Raw genomic sequence first — 15934 nt, forward strand, 5'->3', positions numbered from 1 at the left:
GGTGTCGAGCCGAGCTGTATCATCGACATCCCTCGCGGCCACTCAGGCTGCTCTGCCTAGTTCTACCCACTGCTATCCCCTTTGTCAGGACCGATGTGAAGGTCTGTGCTCCAGCACCTTCCATGCTCAGACGCGGATCAGTGCCGATCCGGTTATCGCCCGCTTGCCGCCCACGACATCGGCCCACACGTCACAGCCCACCAACTGCCCCTGATCGGAGGAGGTCACCGAAGTCACTGTGCCGCCGATAGTCACGTCATCGCCGGCGAACACGTTGCCGCGGAATGAGCACGACAGCTTTTTGATCGCGGCACGACTGCCGGTCAGCTCGGCAAGGTAGCCGGCGATGTAGGCCATCGTCGCGCCCCCCTGGTTGACCGCACGGTCACCGAGACCAAGGCGTGCAACCTCTTTGAGGTCGTAGTGAATGGGATTGGGATCCCGCAGAACCAACGCCACGATGCGGATGTCCTCATCACGGACGCAGGTGACCGTGCAGGGCGGCAGCTCGGTCCCTACGGTCGCTGACTGTAAGCTCGTCATCTCATCGTCCTCTCTTGAACAGGTAGCGACTCATCACGCTTCCTACCGCAAGGCGCGAAGCATCGCGGATGCTCACCACAACATCGATGTTGTCCAGCCGCGATCCGTCGCGGGTGGTGGTCGAACCGACCGCAGAGATCACCGCGTCCGCACTGTAACGCTGCCCCACCAGCATCGGCTGGTCCTGCTCGACCTCGCATTGCCCAAACAGCAGCAGATCCGAATCTCCCTGCACTGCAAGAGCACACAGCTCTTCGACAGAGATACCCATGCAGCGCAGCGACGTCACGATGAACCAGAAGGGATGGGCCACGCCGTCGGCGACGTCGTTGGCGCGAAGCGCGTCATCGACAATCGCCGCCTCGTGCGCCTCGATCACGATTGAGCCACCCGGTAGCGACTTCCCGGAAAGCTGCTGCTGCAATTCCTCGACGCTGACGGTCATCAGTAGGTCCTCGGCAGTTTCAGTGCGTGCTGGGCGTAGTGGTTGAGCACCATCTGGGTGGAGACCGGGGCGATCTGCTGCAGTCGCACGATCGACCACAGGTCGGCCAGCCCGTATTCCTCGGCCAGTCCGTTACCACCGTGGGTCTGAATGGCGGTGTCCAGAGCCTTCATTCCGGCGCGTGAGGCCAGGAACTTGGCCATGTTGGACTCCTCGCCGGCGGTCAAACCAGCATCGAACAGCGCCGCCGCGCGCCAAACCATGGTGCGGGCTGCCTCGAGTTCGATGGCGGCCTCGGCCAGCGGATGTGCGACGCCCTGGTGACTGCCGATCGGCGCACCGCCCCAGACCCGCCGGGTCCGGGCATAGTCGGTTGCCTTGTCCAAAGCGTAGCGACCGATTCCGGTGCAGATCACGGCGCTGAGCACCCGCTCGGGGTTGAGTCCGTCGAACAATGGCTGCAATCCGCGCCCCACCTCGCCGACCACGCAGTCCCCCGGCAGCCGCATCCCGTCGAAGAAAAGAGTGTACTGGCGTTCCGGCGCGCGCAGCGCGGTGGAAATTAGTTGCTTGTCGAAGCCGGGCAGGTTCACGTCATCGACGATGAACAAGGTGAGCTCACCACGCCCGGTCTTCTCGTCGACCCCGGTCTTGGCCACCAACAGGAAATGATCTGCATGGTCGATGCCCGAGATGTAGTACTTGGTCCCGTTGACGACCCAATCAGAGCCATCGCGAACTGCGGTGGTCGACACATTGTGCGAGTTGGACCCGGCGTCGGGTTCGGTCAGGGCGAACACGAACTTCTCTGCACCACTGGCGATACCGGGCAGGTACCGCTGCTTCTGTTCGTCATTGCCGTGCAGGGGCAGGATGGACCCCACGATTCCCTGGCTGAGCACCATCGCCAATTCAGGGCAGCCACCGGCAGAGAGCTCTTCGAGCACGATGGCCAACTCGGTCAGCCCGGCGCCCTGCCCGCCGAACTCCTCGGGAATGTTCAGACCGAGAAAGCCCAACTGCCCCAGCGTGTCCCACAGCCGCTGCATGGGCTCACCGGTGCGCGAGCACTCCTGAAAGTAGGAATGCCCGAACCGCGAGACGACGCCGCGCACCGCGTCGCGCAGCGCAACCTCTTCATCGGTGGGTTGCAACGAAATCGTGGCAGAACGATCGGATACAGGTAATGAGGTCAACGGGTGCTCCTTAACTTGGGTTATCTAGGACGGCATGGGAAGTGAGCAACTGAGCGAGCCGACGGCGATGCCACTTCGGTCCACCGAAGGCCATGGCGCTGCCCAGGGCGCGCTCTGCGAGCGGGAACACCGCCCGGCCGTGCGAGCAGCGCATTTGTTGAACTGCGGATGCCGCCCGGACCGAGACCGTGGAGCAGACCATCCGCGCGGTCGCTACGGCGACGTCCGTGTGGGGATCGTCTGCGGCCAGGCATTGCACGGCGTAGTGAGCCGCCCCGGCTGCTTTGTCGACGCCGGCCCGCAGTTGCTCGACGGAGGCTACCTCAAGTTCGCGGGAGAGGATCCGCAGACTGGTCTCGGCAAGACTGGCCTGCTCGACGGCCAAAATCGCTGACGCTGCCTGGGATGCGCGCGCCACTGCCGCCAGCGCTCGATCATCCTCGGCCAGGACCGTAGCGTGCGCGCCAGTCAGCGTCACGTCGGCCAGCGTGCGCGTCGCGTCGAGCGACTCAGTTAGCCTCAGTTCGGCCCAGGCCGAGTCGATGCAGAGGAGCTTGTCGCCGCTGAGAATCAACATCAGGTCTGCCTGCCCGGCCCCTGCGACGCCAGGAACGCTCGCCCATACCCTGCCGTCGTGGAAACTACCTGTGGAGTTCAGCCGAAAAGGCTGTTCGTAGGGGGTTAGAAACACTGCTGTGGTGGCACCTCGACGCAGTGCGGAGGTCAGTGCGTGCTGGGCGGATCGCTCGGTCATGGTGACCGCGGCGACCGAGCTTGTCAGAAAGGGAACGTCCACGGTGACCCGCCCGAGTTCCTGTGCAACCACCGACAGGGTGTCCCACATCCGTTGTCGGTGTTGAGAATCTGCGTCAGTTGCCACTGCGGCGCGGGCAAGAAGCGATGTCATCAGCCGCCAGATCGAAGGGCCTTCAGCCGCGTTGCTGGATGGACGTTCGTGGGCGGCGATAACTGCGGCTGCGGCAAGCAGGTCGCGCAGTGCCGTGCGGAGCTCATGCTGGGCCGTCGTGTCCAATAGCGCGTCGACAATTAACGTCGGCGTCACTTGATCGGTTGCTGGCCGTGGCGCGGTGGCGTTCGGGTCAGCGTTTGCTGGAAGCCCCTCATCGAGCGTCGGCATGTCCAGCAGGCTGCCATCGGCGCCGATGTGAATTGTGTCGCAGTTTGAGTCAGTTGCGGCTCAGGTCTCTGTCGCGGGATGGGACATCCGTCCGGCGGGCCAGGCTCTTAGTGTCTGGCCTACTCGACCTTGAGGAGTGAGATGACTTTGAGATCCGGACCGCGTCCGATGGACCCGGTCCACGTCGTCGGCCTGGCCGCGACGCCGTTCGTGCCCGAACATGACGCGATGCTCGACGAGCTGGTGTTCGACGTCGTGTTTCGCGGACTGAAGGAAGCGGGATTGCGTAAGCAGGATGTGGGCCTGTCGGTGCTGGCATCGCTGGATGTGGTTGACGGGCGCAGCATTTCCGCCGGCCTTACGACGACTGCTACCGGGGGCTACCTGGCTGACGCGTTCCGCGTCGAAGGGGATTCGGGAGTGGCGATTTGTGCAGCCGCGGCGGCCATTGCCGCCGGCGATGCTGAGGTCGCCGTCGCGGTGGTGGTTCACAATCCCGAAACCCGTTCTCACGATGCAGTGCAACGCGACCGGTTCGCCGCGCAGGTGTCCAATCTGGCTTTCGAGCCGCACTTTGACCGCCCCGTCGGCCTGACCGCCGACATCGCGTTGGCGCTGCAGGCCGGCCGCCAGGTGGATTCGGACCGTGTATCGGTGACACAAATGGCAGAACTGGCCGCAGCGGAGATCAATCGTGGAGCATCACGGGAGCGGTCTATACGCCGTTCGCCGGTGGACCACCAGGGCGTGCTGGATTCTGCGGCCGTCGCCTGGCCCTTGCACGAACTGATGCTGCCCGCGCAGTCGACCGGCGCGATCGCAGTCGTGCTCGCCTCGCCCGCTCGCGCCGGTCGCTGTTTGGGCCGTACTGCCCGGATCACCGGTTTCGGTCACGCCACCGGTTCCTACACCTGGTCCGGTGAATGGCTGAAGGATCCGGCCGCCACCACCCGGCGCGCGGCCGAAAAGGCCTACGCAGGTGCCGGTTTGACGGCCGACTTGCTGGCTCCTACCGTCCTGGAAGCCACCGCCTTGACGCCTGCGCTGCACGACCCGATTCTGGCCGCGCTGGGAATCAGAGCATCCGCAGGCACCGACATCAATCCCAGCGGGGGTGTGCGCGCCAATTTCCCCGGCCTGGCCAACGGCGCGCTGCGACTGCTGGAGGTCGTCGAGGGTTTGCAAGACACACCGGCCGGCGCGGTAGGGGTCGCTCATTCAGTGGACACCATCACCGGTCCGATCTCTGATGATGTCACGACGTTCGTGGTGGAGGCGGCCTGATGCCTTACCGTGCCGCAGTCGTCGGCGTCGGCCTGACCGACGCGACCTCCCCGCGTAAACAAGAGAGTTCTGTCCTGGAACTGTGCCAGCAGGCTGCTTGGGCGGCCCTCGAACACAGTGGTGTTCGACCCGACAGCCTCGACGCTGTGGTCACCGGCAACATCGACGGATTCGAAGGCACCGTGCTGGCGGGCAAGAGCCAGACGCGGTTGCTCGGCGTCGGCGACCATCTGCCGCTGACCATCATCAACACCGGCGGAACCACAGGCGGCAACCTGATGCAGGTGGCCGCACGGATGGTGCGCGCCGGCACCCACCGCCGTGTCCTGGTGGTCGGTGGGCCCACATTCTTCGGGGCATCGGACCTGCAGGCCGCGATCAACACGAACTCGCCGATGATCATCGAGCAACCGCTGGGCATGGGTGCTTACCACATGGGCGCCTTCGCTGCAAGTGCCTATCAAGCACGATTCGGCATGTCCGCCGACGATCTGGCCACCGTGGTCGTCGCCGATCACACAAAGGCGCAACGCAATCCACACGCGCACCTGCGCTACCCCGTGTCCAAGGAGGACGTTGTCAGCGGTCGCCCGCTGTCCTCACCGCTGACGCAACCGATGGTGTGCCCGGTGTCGACCTCGGCGGTGGCCATGGTGGTCGCCGATCCCGACGATGGTGATGATCTTTCGGCCACCCCGGCACTGATCAAAGCCATGGGCATGTCCAGTGACCCCTATCTGGGCGGAGGTAAGGGCGACTTCTCGCAGATGCAGAATCTGGCCATCTTGACCCGTAGGGTTTACGCGCTCGCCGATGTCAGGGATCCGTTGCGCGACTTCGATGTCGTCGAGATCTTCGCTCCCTACGCCCATATGCAGCCGCTGGCCCTGGAGGCACTTGGATTCGCCGGCCCAGGCCAGGGCATCGAACTGATTCGATCCGGTGCGACCGATCTGGGCGGCAGCCTGCCGGTCAACATGTCCGGTGGACCGAAATGCACCAACGCCGGTGTCGCCGGGGAATTGGCCCCCTACGCCTATGCCGCACTGCAGGTCATGGGTGACGCCCCGGCACCGATTCAGGTCAGCGGCGCTCGTCGGTCCCTGGCCCACGGCACCGGTGGCACGTTCTTCCAGTTCGAGAACCTGGCTGTGTTCGAAACCTACCAAAGGAGCTCCACGTCATGACCGCACGCACGCAGGCCGTCCACTGGGACCTGCACTACGACATTCACCTCGGCGCGACGTGGAGCCGCTTCATGGAAGGTCTGCAGGAGCAGAAGATCCTGGGCAACAGCTGCCCGGACTGTGACCGGGTATTCGTGCCGCCGCAGGCCTACTGCGAATCCTGCTTCGTGCCCACCGGCGAGTGGGTGGAGCTGCCCGCAGAGGGCACCGTCGAGGTATTCACTGTTGCCTGGCACGGATTCCGTGGCAGCCCCGAGCCCCCGTACGCAGTCGGCGCCATCCGGCTCGACGGCGCCAGCACCCTGTTGATGCATTGGGTGGTCGGCGTGGAATTCGACCCCAGCAAAGATGTCCGTGACGCCCTGCCGTTCGGCACCCGTGTGCGCGCGCAGTGGTCTTCCGAGCGCACGGGCCAGATCCTGGACATCGCACACTTTGTTCCCATCGCTGCCGAACGCACAGTTCAAGTACCTTGACAGGGTGTCAGTAGCAGCGTCATAATGACGATGTGCGTCACGTCACAGACTCGAACCTGAGTGATACCGGTCCCGTCACCGAGCATATTCAGCAGATGCTTCGCGAGCGCCAGCGAGCGCTTGGCGAGGACCGGCAAATTTCGGACACCGTGCTGAAATCGTGGCTGCGCAGCGTCCGCTACGGGTTGAGCCCCGCTCGGGTCGGACCGAGCGGGGAACCCACCCCCGAGCAAGACCTACGCCTTCTCGATGCGGCCGTCACGGTCATGGGCAAACGCATGGACGGCCTGTCTGCCGCAGAGTCGTGTCTGTTCCTCACAAACGCGGCGGGTGTCATTCTCCGGCACTGGGTCGGCGACGCCGATCTGATGGCTCGCCTTGCGCGCCTGGACGTCGAGCCGGGATTCCTGGTTTCGGAGACCACTTTGGGAACCACCAGCGGCAGCACACTGATCACCTCCGCACCCACCTTCGTGCGCGGACCCGAACACTTCGGCGCCCAGTTCGTCGAGTTCACCTCCGCCGGCATGGTGATCACCCACCCCGTGACCCAACGCGTCGTGGGCAGTGTCAATCTCATCACCCGTTTCCGCGATACCTCGCCGTTGGCGGTGCCCTGGGTCTGCGATATCGCCACCGAAGTCGAACGGTGCCTCTTGGATTCGGCCACCACCGCCGAACAGGGGCTCATGCGGGCGTTCGTCAACGAGCGGCGCGACGCCCGACACGCGGTGGTGGCCGTCAACGAGAAGACTGTGGTCGCCAACGCCGCCGCCACCCGCATGCTCGGCTCCGTCGATCAAGCGGTGCTGTGGGAGTACGCCGCACGGGTGCTCAGCGATCCGGACAGCGCCGGCCGACCCGCCGCACTGGGCGGCCCCCAACCAGTGGTCGTCGATCACCACACGGTTGTCAGCGACGGCTCCGTGATCGGCGTGGTACTCAAGCTCAAGCGGGCCGAGACCCGTCCTGGGGGTAGCGTCACCGCGGTCGAACTGCCCGGGCTCATCGGTCACAGCGAGCGATGGACCTCCGTGGTCGACCAGATCGCCCGTGCGAAGGGGTCCCCCGGCCTACTTCTGGTGGGTGAACGAGGCGTGGGCAAGTCCGCGCTGGCCCGCGCATGCAGCCAGGGCCAGCCGACGATTGAGCTCGACGCTGCTGCCTCCGCGGCGAACCCACATTGGTTGAGCACGACCGCCGCGCCGGCATTGTGCCGACCCGAAAACGTTACGGTGCTCCTCCACCACCTCGACCAGCTGGCCCCGGAAATGGTGGCATCGATGTGCGACCTGCTGGCCCATCGCGCCACAAGTACCCGCATCATCGCCACATCCGCGACGTGGCCACATCGCCAGCATGTCACCGACGCCGCGCTCGCCACCTTCCCGTCCGTGATCTCTGTGCCACCGCTTTCCGAGCGCCCGACCGACATCCCGACTTTGGTGGCGCACTTCACCGCCGAAGCGGGCGCCGACCGCGACCCCGTGCAGTGGATGCCTGATGCGCTGCGTGCCCTGGCGCGGGTTGACTGGCCCGACAACATCGCAGGCCTGAAACGACTTGTCACACAGATTGTTTCCGAGACCGGGTATAACTACGTCAGCGCGAACGAACTTCCCACACATCTGGCGGCGATCACCTCGCGTCGCCGGCTCGTCGGCTTGGAGCGCGCCGAAGCAACAGCGATCGTCGACGCAATCCGCACTTCAGGTGGCAACAAGCACCAGGCCGCCGAGATGCTCGGCATCGCCCGCTCGACGCTGTACCGCAAGATGCGTTCATTGGGTATCGATATGGACAACGCCGTCCTCTGATCCGGGGACGGGCGGGCCCTACACCGATTCCGATGCGCTCTGCGCCACCGCGATCAAGCAGTTGGTCAACAACGCCAAGACCTGCGCCTTGTCCAGTTCGCCAGACTCCAGCCACGCCTTGGTCGCGTCGGTCACCATGGACTGAAAGCTACGAACCATCGCATGGTTGGCCGGATCGTCGATATCGAGGGCTACGATGCGCAGCAGCTTCTCTTCCCAGGTCTGCATGCTGTTGCGAAGTGCACCACTGACTTTCGGATCGGAACTCGACGACGCGTGCACCATTGTGAGGTAAGTACCCCGATTGCGCTCCACGCCGTCGAGCCACCGCAACAGAACCGTGCGCACCCGGGTGCGCACATCGGCGTCGGTCTCACCGACGGTTCCGGCATCGGGTATCCGCGAGAAGCGATCGACGATCTCGAGGAACAGATCCCGCTTGGACTTGAAGTAATACAACACGTTGGTACGGGTAGTACCCGCCGCCGCCGCGATCTCACCGGTGGACACCTGTTCGTAAGCCCGTTGCGCGAACAACTGCCGGGCGGCGGCCACTATCTGGTCGCGCCGATCATCGGCTTCCAGTCGCGTCCGCTTTGCCGGCGAGCCGGCGTTGGACGACGCCAATCCGGTCATCGAAAACACCTGCCCGCGTTGAGGGTCGGCCGGCAGGCGCTACACCGCCGCCACTGAGTGAACATCGCTCCCTCGCCGTCCGGCACCGTTTCATTGTGCGACACCTCACAACGTACCGCTGAACATAGCGTGTGGTCACGGTCAGCGAGGGCGCGCAGTGCACCTTCCCGGAACCCCTGAGAGGCCAACAAGGTGTTCGTCGAGACAGGTTGCACCATCAGCGCAGGCCGGTTCTCATCCGCCGGTGACCACGTGAGCACGAATCCAACCGCGGTCATCCAGCCAACCCTTGGTGTCGGCAAAGCTGCGCATGCGCTCGAAGCCCTCGCGCCAGGACGGCGGCAACTCGGCGCGGTCCGCTGCGGCAGCGATCAGATCGGAGTCGATCCAGACGTGTTCGCTCTCTATGTCCACGCGCACACCGGGTCTGGTTCTCGTGCGCCACTGCTCATCAGCGGTGACCGCAGAGAATTCCGTGAAAATGTCGAGGCCCTCAATCGAGAAGGGCGAATCATCGATATTTATTCGCACCAATTGAGTATATCGGGACACACCTCCGCGCCATTCACCGGCCGAAATGGAACGCCGCAATCAACCGGAAGGGACTCCCGGGCATGACCAACGCACGCCAACACGATGAGACCGATGACGAGCGACCGATCGGCGAACACTTCAAGAACGCGTTCCGTCGCCACCCAGGAGGCGTTGCCGTCATCACTGCCGACTGCGGGTCAGGCCCAGTGGGCTTGACCGCCACCTCGGTCACCTCACTCAGCGCAGACCCCCCGCGGCTGATATTCACGGTGACCGACGCCTCGTCGAGCGCGCCCACGCTCATCGAATCCGACACGGCCGTTGTGCATCTGCTCGATGCACATGATCTGGCACTGGCGCAGCTCTGCGCCACCAGTGGGATCGACCGGTTCGCGGATACCACACTGTGGGACCGATTGCCCTCCGGCGAACCATACTTCCCTTCCGCCGCAGACATCCTGCTGATCCGCAGCATCGAGAAGATCCGTACGGCGGGTTCCACAATTGTTATCGCGGACGTGATCGAAGCACGTCGCCGCCCCGAGCACGTCCGGACAGCAGACGGAAGTCGGCTGGTTTATCAGGACCGGACCTGGCATTCGGTCGGCGAACATTCATCTATAACCGCAAACATTCACAGTAAAGGACTCGCAAGCAAGTCGTAGTGACAGATTCACACCATCAAAAGCATTCAAAAGCAAAGTAAGGAAGGCTGATATGTCCACCACCCCCAAGCATGTTGTCGAAGTCACCGCGGAAGAGCGCGCAGAACTCGTGGCTCGCGCGCGCAAACTCGCCGTCGAATTCGAGAAATTCGGCAAGCGGGCCGACGAGGACAATTTGTTCCCGTCGGAATTGGTCCCGCTGTACAAGGAGAGCGGCCTACCCAAACTGGTCATCCCGAAGAAGTATGGCGGTCTCGGTGCCGACGTGTGGACCGCTGCGCTGGTCGAGAAGGAACTGGCCTCCTATGGCGACCCGGCAATCACGCTCTCGTTCAACATGCATCACGTGATGGTCGGCATTTTCCGCGAGCTGCTCGACGAACCGGCCCGCGAACGACTGTTCAGCAAGATCGTCGAGGACGGCTCCATGCTGTCGGGCACCCTCAGTGAGGAACGGGCCGGAATCAGCGGCCTGTCCGACACTGTCTGCGTGCCGGACGGTAACGGAGGCTGGCTTGCCAGCGGTGCCAAGAACTGGGCGACCTACATCGAGAACGCCGACATCGTGGCCTTCACCGCGGTGATCAGCAACGAGGACGGCAGCCTGCCCGAGACATTCAGCGAGCATGCCGAGCGTGAAGCTGTTTTCGTGATTCCCGCCGACACCCCGGGTCTGTCGATCCGGCGGACCTGGAACACGATGTCGATGCGCGCCAGCGGAACCCAGACACTGATCCTGGACAAGGTACCGGTGCCCGCCGAGGCCTACAGCGGCTCCTACCGCAACGGCCTGTTCAACGAAATCGAATGGGCCTGCTTCCCGTTCGCCGGCGTCTACCTCGGCGTGGGTGAGCGCGCGCTCAGGCTGGTCAGTGAATCGTTGAGCAAGAAGAGCCTGGGCCGCACGCAGGAAGGCGAAGAGAAGGCAGTCCGTGACGTGGGCTATGTCCAGTACGAGCTCGGCAAGGCCTGGACCGAGCTGCAGACCGCCGAGTGGGCCGTCCGCGGTACCGCTGAGGCCCTGTTCGACGGTGCCGACGCCAACTGGAATCCCATCGAACGTCCAGCACGGGTGTCCATTGGCAAGGTCGCAGCAACCGAGGCCGCGATCAATGTCACCGACACCGCGTTGCGACTGCTCGGTGGCGGTGGTATCCGGCGGGGTGCACCACTGGAGAAACTGTTCCGCGACGCACGCGCGGGCATCTACCACCCTGTCAACAGCAACCAGGCCTATGACCTGATCGGCAAGACCGCGCTTGGGCTGTTCGGCTAGACGTGCCAAAGACTCATTGAGGGCGAGGTTCGGACACCGAACCTCGCCCTCAATGGTTTCGACGAGTCAGCGCACGCCGACGCAGAAACGGCTAAAAGCAGTTGCCCCCCGGACATCTTCGGCCGGGGGGCAACAGGTATGGGGTCGGCAGTGCTGACGCCTGGGAGGGCTACATCGAGACACCTCCATCGACCGGTAGCACTACACCGGTGATGTACGCAGCCTCTTCGGAGGCCAGGAAGGCCACGGCTGCCGCCATTTCGGAAGGATCGGCAAAGCGACCTTGCGGGACGGTGGCGGTCATCTCTGCGAGTTTGTCGGCAGGCACCGCGGCGACCATGGCCGTCGCAGCGTTGGGCGAGATGGCGTTGCTGGTGATTCCGAACCGGGCAGTCTCCTTGGCCACGGACTTGGTGAACCCGATGATTCCCCCCTTGGCCGCCGCATAATTCGACTGGCCGATGTTCCCGTGCATACCGGTGTAGGAGGTCACGTTGATGATCCGTCCAAAACCGTTGGCACGCATATGCGAAACGGCGGCACGGGTGATGTTGAACGTGCCACCCAGATGGACAGCCAGTACCGACGCCCACTGCTCGTCGGACAGCTTCCACACCACGGCGTCACGCGCGATGCCGGCATTGTTGACCACGACGTCGATACTGCCCCAGGTCTCGACGACTGCGGCCACCGCGCGCCCCACGTCCTCTGCATCGGCCACATCTGCTGCGATCAGCAAGATGTTCGCACCGTGTCCCGCCCATTCCGACCGGAGCAGGGTTTCGTCCCGATCGACGACAGCTACCCGGGCATTGGACCCCGCGAAGTGCTGGGCCAACGCCTTCCCGATGCCCTGCGCGGCGCCGGTGATCAGTACTGTGCGCTGAGCGAAATCGAAGCTGATGGTCATGTGTCCCCTCTGGGTGTGGTCTTCGACTGTCGATGGTCAGAAGATGGTGTAGCCGCCGTCGACGACGACTTCATTGCCGGTGTGAAATGTCAGTGCAGGATCAGCGAGAAATGCTGCAACATCGTGAAATTCAGACGCTTCAGCCCAACGCCGTGCCGGGGTCCGTCGCACGGTGACGTCGAAGAACTTCTCATTGGCACGCAGGTGATCGTTCATCGGTGTGGCCACCCAGCCAGGAATCAGGATGTTGCAGCGAATCTGATGGCGAGCGAATTCTACGGCGATCGTGCGCCCCAGTGATGCACATGCGCTCTTGCTGGCCGCGTAGGCAGCCTGGGTCGCCGCGCCGTACCGGGCCACCGTGGACGACACCACCACCATCGCGCCACCCTGACCGCGCTCGACCATATGTCTGCCCACCTCACGGGTGGTCAAGAAGGTCCCGTCCACATTGGTACGCATCACGTGATGCCAATCTTCAACCGATGTGTCCAGATATCCCTTCGCGTCCGCGATCCCGGCGTTGGCGATCAGGATGTCGATCTTGTCAAAGGCCTGCACCGTCTGCGCGGTGGCTTCGACGACCGACTGTTCGTCACCGATATCGCAGGCCACCGCAAGGGCCCGCACACCATAGGATTCCAGCTCATCGACGGCAGCGCGACTGCGCTCCGGATTGCGCGCCCACACAGCGACATCTGCACCCGCGCGCGCAAGCCCTACCGCCAGCGCCAATCCGATGCCGCTGTTCCCGCCGGTGACGACGGCGCTGCGTCCACTCAAATCGGTCACGCCGACACTCCTGCAAGTGCCTGCACCGACGCTGCGTCCAACGCCGCCAGTTCACCAATTCGGCGCCGGTGGGCTGCGGTAGAGCCGAAAAGCAGCTGAGTTGACTTGGCGCGCTTGAGGTAGAGGTGGGCCGGGTGCTCCCACGTGAAGCCGATACCACCGTGCAGTTGGATGCACTCCTCGGCCGCACGCACCGCAGTCGCCGAGCACACCACGTGGGCCAGTGAACTGGCCATCGGCAGGTCCGGGCTACCCAATGCTGCGCAGGCCGCAGCGTAGCGCGCGACCGCCCGGGCCTGGGTGATGTCAACCCACAAATCGGCCAGTCGGTGCTTGATGCTCTGATAAGAACCCAACACCCGACCGAACTGGCGGCGATCCTTGAGGTAGTCAACGGTCATCTCCAGGCACTGCTCGGCGAGTCCGAGTTGCTCGGATGCCAGCAGCGCGCTGGAAACCGTCAGGGCAGACCGCACCGCCGCACCGACCTCGTGGGCGCCCAAGCGGCGCGCCACGGCACCGTCCAGCGAGATATCGCTGAGTTGGCGGGTCATGTCCAGCGAGACCACCGGTTCGATCTGTGCGGCAGACCGATCGACGGCGTAGAGCGTGTTACCGACAGGGATGAGCAAGCTGTCGGCGTTCCCGACATCGCACACCGATCGCACGGTCCCGGTCAAACGCCCGTCGGAATCTGCTGTGAAATCGGTTAACTCAGCATCGCTCCACGGCAGCCGGTCGGCGGGAACAGCCACTGCGAGAACGGTTTCACCGGATGCCGCGGCGGCCAGCTCATCGTGCAGGTGCAGTGCAGTCAACAGCGCCGGCGTTGTCACCGCCGCACCGAGAAACGGAACCGGCGCGACCGCACGCCCAAGCTCTTCGAGCACCACGGCAACCTCCCGCCACGATGCGCCCGCACCGCCGTGCTCCTCGGCGACGACCAACCCCGCCAGTCCGACATCGGCGGCCAACGTCGTCCACAGTTCGGTGTCGACGGTCGCTGTCGATTCGGTTCGCGCCAACACATCAGCCCATTCGGCTTTGCTCTTCAGTACATCGCGAACCGTCTCGCGCAGCTCATCTTCCAGTTCGGCGTACAACAAGTCCGGTACCGGCGGATTGGCCAGGGTCATCGGGGTAGATCCTTCCATGCGATGTCGACGTCGACCCGCTGCTCGGCGGGAAGTCCGAGCACCCGCTCGGCAATGATGTTGCGCATGATCTCCGAGGTACCGCCTTCGATCGAGTTACCTTTGGTCCGCAGGAATCGGTAAGCCGCAGGACGATTTTCCTCCACGTCCAGATCAGGCCTGCGCATGCTGTAGTCGTCGTAACGCAGCCCGTCAGCGCCGGCCAGATCGATCTCGATGCTGGCGACCTGCTGAGCCAGGCGGGCATAGGAAAGCTTGGCGCCCGAACCCTCGGGCCCGGGCAAGCCCGCCTCCATCTGTTGGCGCAGCCGTGCTGTCGTCAGGCGTGCCGCCTCCGCGTCGATCCACAGCTTGAGGACGTCGTCATACAATGCGGGATTCCATGGTTCGGTGCTCTCCCGCCACGACCTGGCCAGGAATCCGATGGGACCACCTTCGCGCGGCGTGTTACCCGCTCCGATGGCGACCCTTTCGTTCATCAACGTCAACTGGGTGACCTTCCAGCCCTCGCCAGGCTCTCCCAACCGCAGTGCATCGGGAATGTAGACCTCGTCGAGGAACACCTCATTGAACTCGGCTTCCCCGGTCAACTGCCGCAGCGGTCGGACGTCCACACCGGCACTGGCCATGTCGCAGACGAAATAGGTCAAACCACGGTGTTTGGTTTGGCCGGGGTCGGTGCGCGCAACGAGCAGCGCCCAGGCGGCGTCGTGCGCCAGTGAGGTCCACACCTTCTGTCCCGAGACTCGCCAGCCGTCGCCGTCGCGCACCGCGCGGGTTGCGACGGCGGCCAGATCCGAACCGGCACCGGGCTCACTGAACAGCTGACACCAGATCTCTTCACCGGTCCACAGCGGCTTGAGCCAGCGCGTCTGCAACTCCTCGCTCGCGAACCGCAGGATCGTGGGCGCCGCCATCCCTAGTCCGATCACGTTGCGGTGCGGCGCATTATCGGGTGCGCCGGCGGCGTCGAAGACTGCATCGACGACCTGCTGCAATTCAGAATCGGCGCCCCGGCCGCCCAGGCCCTCCGGATAGTGCACCCACGCGAGGCCGGCATCGAAACGAGCACGCAGGAAGTCTGTGCGCTCGGTCGTCGCGGGGTCGTGCTGAACTAGGAAATCCTCGGCGGCACGGGTTAGTGCCACCTCCGGCGACTCATCGCTCATGGGTCGGTTGTCCTCCTGGAGTGGGGATCACACATGCGTGACCACACTGCCGATCGTGCCGCGCCCGCCGGTGTGTGGATGTCGCAGTCTGAGTCAGTGCCGTGGATGCCGGTGTCGCGGGTTGGGACACTCCAGAGTGCCCGCCGGTCCCTACGCTCAACGGTCGACGCTCAACCGCTTGGCCTACCTGAGGACGTGAGTCGATGACTTTTGACAATTCAACCGGTGACGTTGTCACCTGCGATGATCTTGACGCTCTTCGCCGTTTGGAAGGCTGCGACCTACCAACCAGCGACTGGTGGCTGATCGACCAGACGGTCATCAACCAGTTCGCCGACGCCACGCGCGATCACCAGTGGATTCACGTCGATGTCGCGCGCGCGGCCACGAGCGCCTTCGGCGGCACGATCGCACACGGATATCTGTCGCTGTCTCTCGTGGGTCCGATGCTCGCAACTGTGTTGACCGTGCACAACTGTTCGCAGGTTCTCAACTACGGCCTGGAAAAGGTGCGGTTTCCGGCGCCCCTGCCAGCTGGTACCCGGGTGCGCCTCCAGTCGCGAATCGTGCAGGTCACCGAGGTCACCGGCGGCCTCAGCGTCACGGTGCACGCCAGTCTGGAGGCTGAAGGTCAGGTCAAGCCGGTCTGTGTTGCGCAGGCTGTGTACCGCTACTTCAGCTGACCGACCTCCACCCCGGTGCGACGCTCGAA

General features: G+C 64.1%; 17 protein-coding genes. 7 read left to right on the forward strand and 10 right to left on the reverse strand.

Translation table 11 applies throughout. The features are described from left to right. Window positions 1-126: 126 nt before the first annotated feature. The 4 genes from V4U86_RS21865 to V4U86_RS21880 all read right to left on the reverse strand — a co-directional run bounded on the left by V4U86_RS21865 (window position 127) and on the right by V4U86_RS21880 (window position 3322). Window positions 127-459 carry a MaoC/PaaZ C-terminal domain-containing protein gene (locus V4U86_RS21865; RefSeq protein WP_395307996.1) on the reverse strand — a complete coding sequence of 111 codons (333 nt, stop codon included), beginning with the start codon at window positions 457-459 and terminating at the stop codon, window positions 127-129. Window positions 460-544: 85 nt separating this feature from the next. Then, window positions 545-988, reverse strand: a complete 444-nt coding sequence (locus V4U86_RS21870) for a hypothetical protein (protein WP_395307997.1) — start codon at window positions 986-988, stop codon at window positions 545-547. After that, window positions 988-2148, reverse strand: a complete 1161-nt coding sequence (locus tag V4U86_RS21875; protein WP_395312160.1) for an acyl-CoA dehydrogenase family protein — start codon at window positions 2146-2148, stop codon at window positions 988-990. Before V4U86_RS21875 ends, V4U86_RS21870 begins: the two co-directional genes overlap by 1 nt. A gap of 46 nt (window positions 2149-2194) precedes the next feature. Then, on the reverse strand, window positions 2195-3322 hold the full coding sequence (locus V4U86_RS21880) for a hypothetical protein (RefSeq protein ID WP_395307998.1): 1128 nt from the start codon (window positions 3320-3322) through the stop codon (window positions 2195-2197). A gap of 141 nt (window positions 3323-3463) precedes the next feature. Here V4U86_RS21880 and V4U86_RS21885 point away from each other — a divergent pair, with 141 nt between their 5' ends. From V4U86_RS21885 to V4U86_RS21900, 4 genes are read left to right on the forward strand one after another with little or no spacing between them, the layout of a single operon-like run. Continuing rightward, a complete protein-coding gene (locus V4U86_RS21885) occupies window positions 3464-4606 on the forward strand; it encodes a hypothetical protein (RefSeq protein ID WP_395307999.1) in 1143 nt (380 codons plus the stop codon). After that, window positions 4606-5793, forward strand: coding sequence for a thiolase family protein (locus V4U86_RS21890; RefSeq protein ID WP_395308000.1), 1188 nt, complete (start codon window positions 4606-4608; stop codon window positions 5791-5793). Before V4U86_RS21885 ends, V4U86_RS21890 begins: the two co-directional genes overlap by 1 nt. Beyond that, window positions 5790-6269, forward strand: coding sequence for a Zn-ribbon domain-containing OB-fold protein (locus tag V4U86_RS21895; protein ID WP_395308001.1), 480 nt, complete (start codon window positions 5790-5792; stop codon window positions 6267-6269). The genes V4U86_RS21890 and V4U86_RS21895 overlap by 4 nt, the downstream gene beginning before the upstream one ends. Before the next feature lie 32 nt (window positions 6270-6301). Beyond that, entirely contained in the window at window positions 6302-8086 is a 1785-nt protein-coding gene (locus V4U86_RS21900) for a sigma-54-dependent Fis family transcriptional regulator (protein WP_395308002.1), read from the forward strand. Window positions 8087-8104: 18 nt separating this feature from the next. Here the strand turns inward: V4U86_RS21900 and V4U86_RS21905 are convergent, their stop codons facing one another. After that, window positions 8105-8722, reverse strand: coding sequence for a TetR/AcrR family transcriptional regulator (locus tag V4U86_RS21905; protein WP_395308003.1), 618 nt, complete (start codon window positions 8720-8722; stop codon window positions 8105-8107). Between the two features lie 234 nt (window positions 8723-8956). Continuing rightward, on the reverse strand, window positions 8957-9253 hold the full coding sequence (locus V4U86_RS21910) for a hypothetical protein (protein WP_395308004.1): 297 nt from the start codon (window positions 9251-9253) through the stop codon (window positions 8957-8959). Between the two features lie 83 nt (window positions 9254-9336). On the opposite strand from V4U86_RS21910, the gene V4U86_RS21915 reads away from it, so the two are divergent. Both V4U86_RS21915 and V4U86_RS21920 read left to right on the forward strand, forming a co-directional pair. After that, entirely contained in the window at window positions 9337-9921 is a 585-nt protein-coding gene (locus tag V4U86_RS21915; RefSeq protein ID WP_395308005.1) for a flavin reductase family protein, read from the forward strand. Window positions 9922-9973: 52 nt separating this feature from the next. Further along, window positions 9974-11197 carry an acyl-CoA dehydrogenase family protein gene (locus V4U86_RS21920; protein ID WP_395308006.1) on the forward strand — a complete coding sequence of 408 codons (1224 nt, stop codon included), beginning with the start codon at window positions 9974-9976 and terminating at the stop codon, window positions 11195-11197. Window positions 11198-11366: 169 nt separating this feature from the next. On the opposite strand, the gene V4U86_RS21925 is transcribed toward V4U86_RS21920, so the two are convergent. Genes V4U86_RS21925 through V4U86_RS21940 form a run of 4 tightly spaced genes read right to left on the reverse strand, consistent with a single transcriptional unit; the run spans window position 11367 to window position 15222 of the window. Next, a complete protein-coding gene (locus tag V4U86_RS21925) occupies window positions 11367-12107 on the reverse strand; it encodes an SDR family oxidoreductase (protein WP_395308007.1) in 741 nt (246 codons plus the stop codon). A 36-nt stretch (window positions 12108-12143) separates the two neighbouring features. After that, window positions 12144-12899 (reverse strand): SDR family NAD(P)-dependent oxidoreductase, encoded by a 756-nt coding sequence (locus V4U86_RS21930; protein WP_395308008.1) that lies wholly within the window; start codon window positions 12897-12899, stop codon window positions 12144-12146. After that, a complete protein-coding gene (locus V4U86_RS21935; protein WP_395308009.1) occupies window positions 12896-14035 on the reverse strand; it encodes an acyl-CoA dehydrogenase family protein in 1140 nt (379 codons plus the stop codon). The genes V4U86_RS21930 and V4U86_RS21935 overlap by 4 nt, the downstream gene beginning before the upstream one ends. Further along, window positions 14032-15222 carry an acyl-CoA dehydrogenase family protein gene (locus V4U86_RS21940; protein WP_395308010.1) on the reverse strand — a complete coding sequence of 397 codons (1191 nt, stop codon included), beginning with the start codon at window positions 15220-15222 and terminating at the stop codon, window positions 14032-14034. The genes V4U86_RS21935 and V4U86_RS21940 overlap by 4 nt, the downstream gene beginning before the upstream one ends. Before the next feature lie 203 nt (window positions 15223-15425). Here V4U86_RS21940 and V4U86_RS21945 point away from each other — a divergent pair, with 203 nt between their 5' ends. Then, window positions 15426-15905 carry a MaoC family dehydratase gene (locus V4U86_RS21945; protein WP_395308011.1) on the forward strand — a complete coding sequence of 160 codons (480 nt, stop codon included), beginning with the start codon at window positions 15426-15428 and terminating at the stop codon, window positions 15903-15905. Window positions 15906-15934: the final 29 nt, after the last annotated feature.

Origin of the sequence: Mycobacterium sp. AMU20-3851, assembly GCF_043974665.1 — a bacterium.
In the GTDB taxonomy this organism is placed as follows: Bacteria; Actinomycetota; Actinomycetes; order Mycobacteriales; family Mycobacteriaceae; genus Mycobacterium.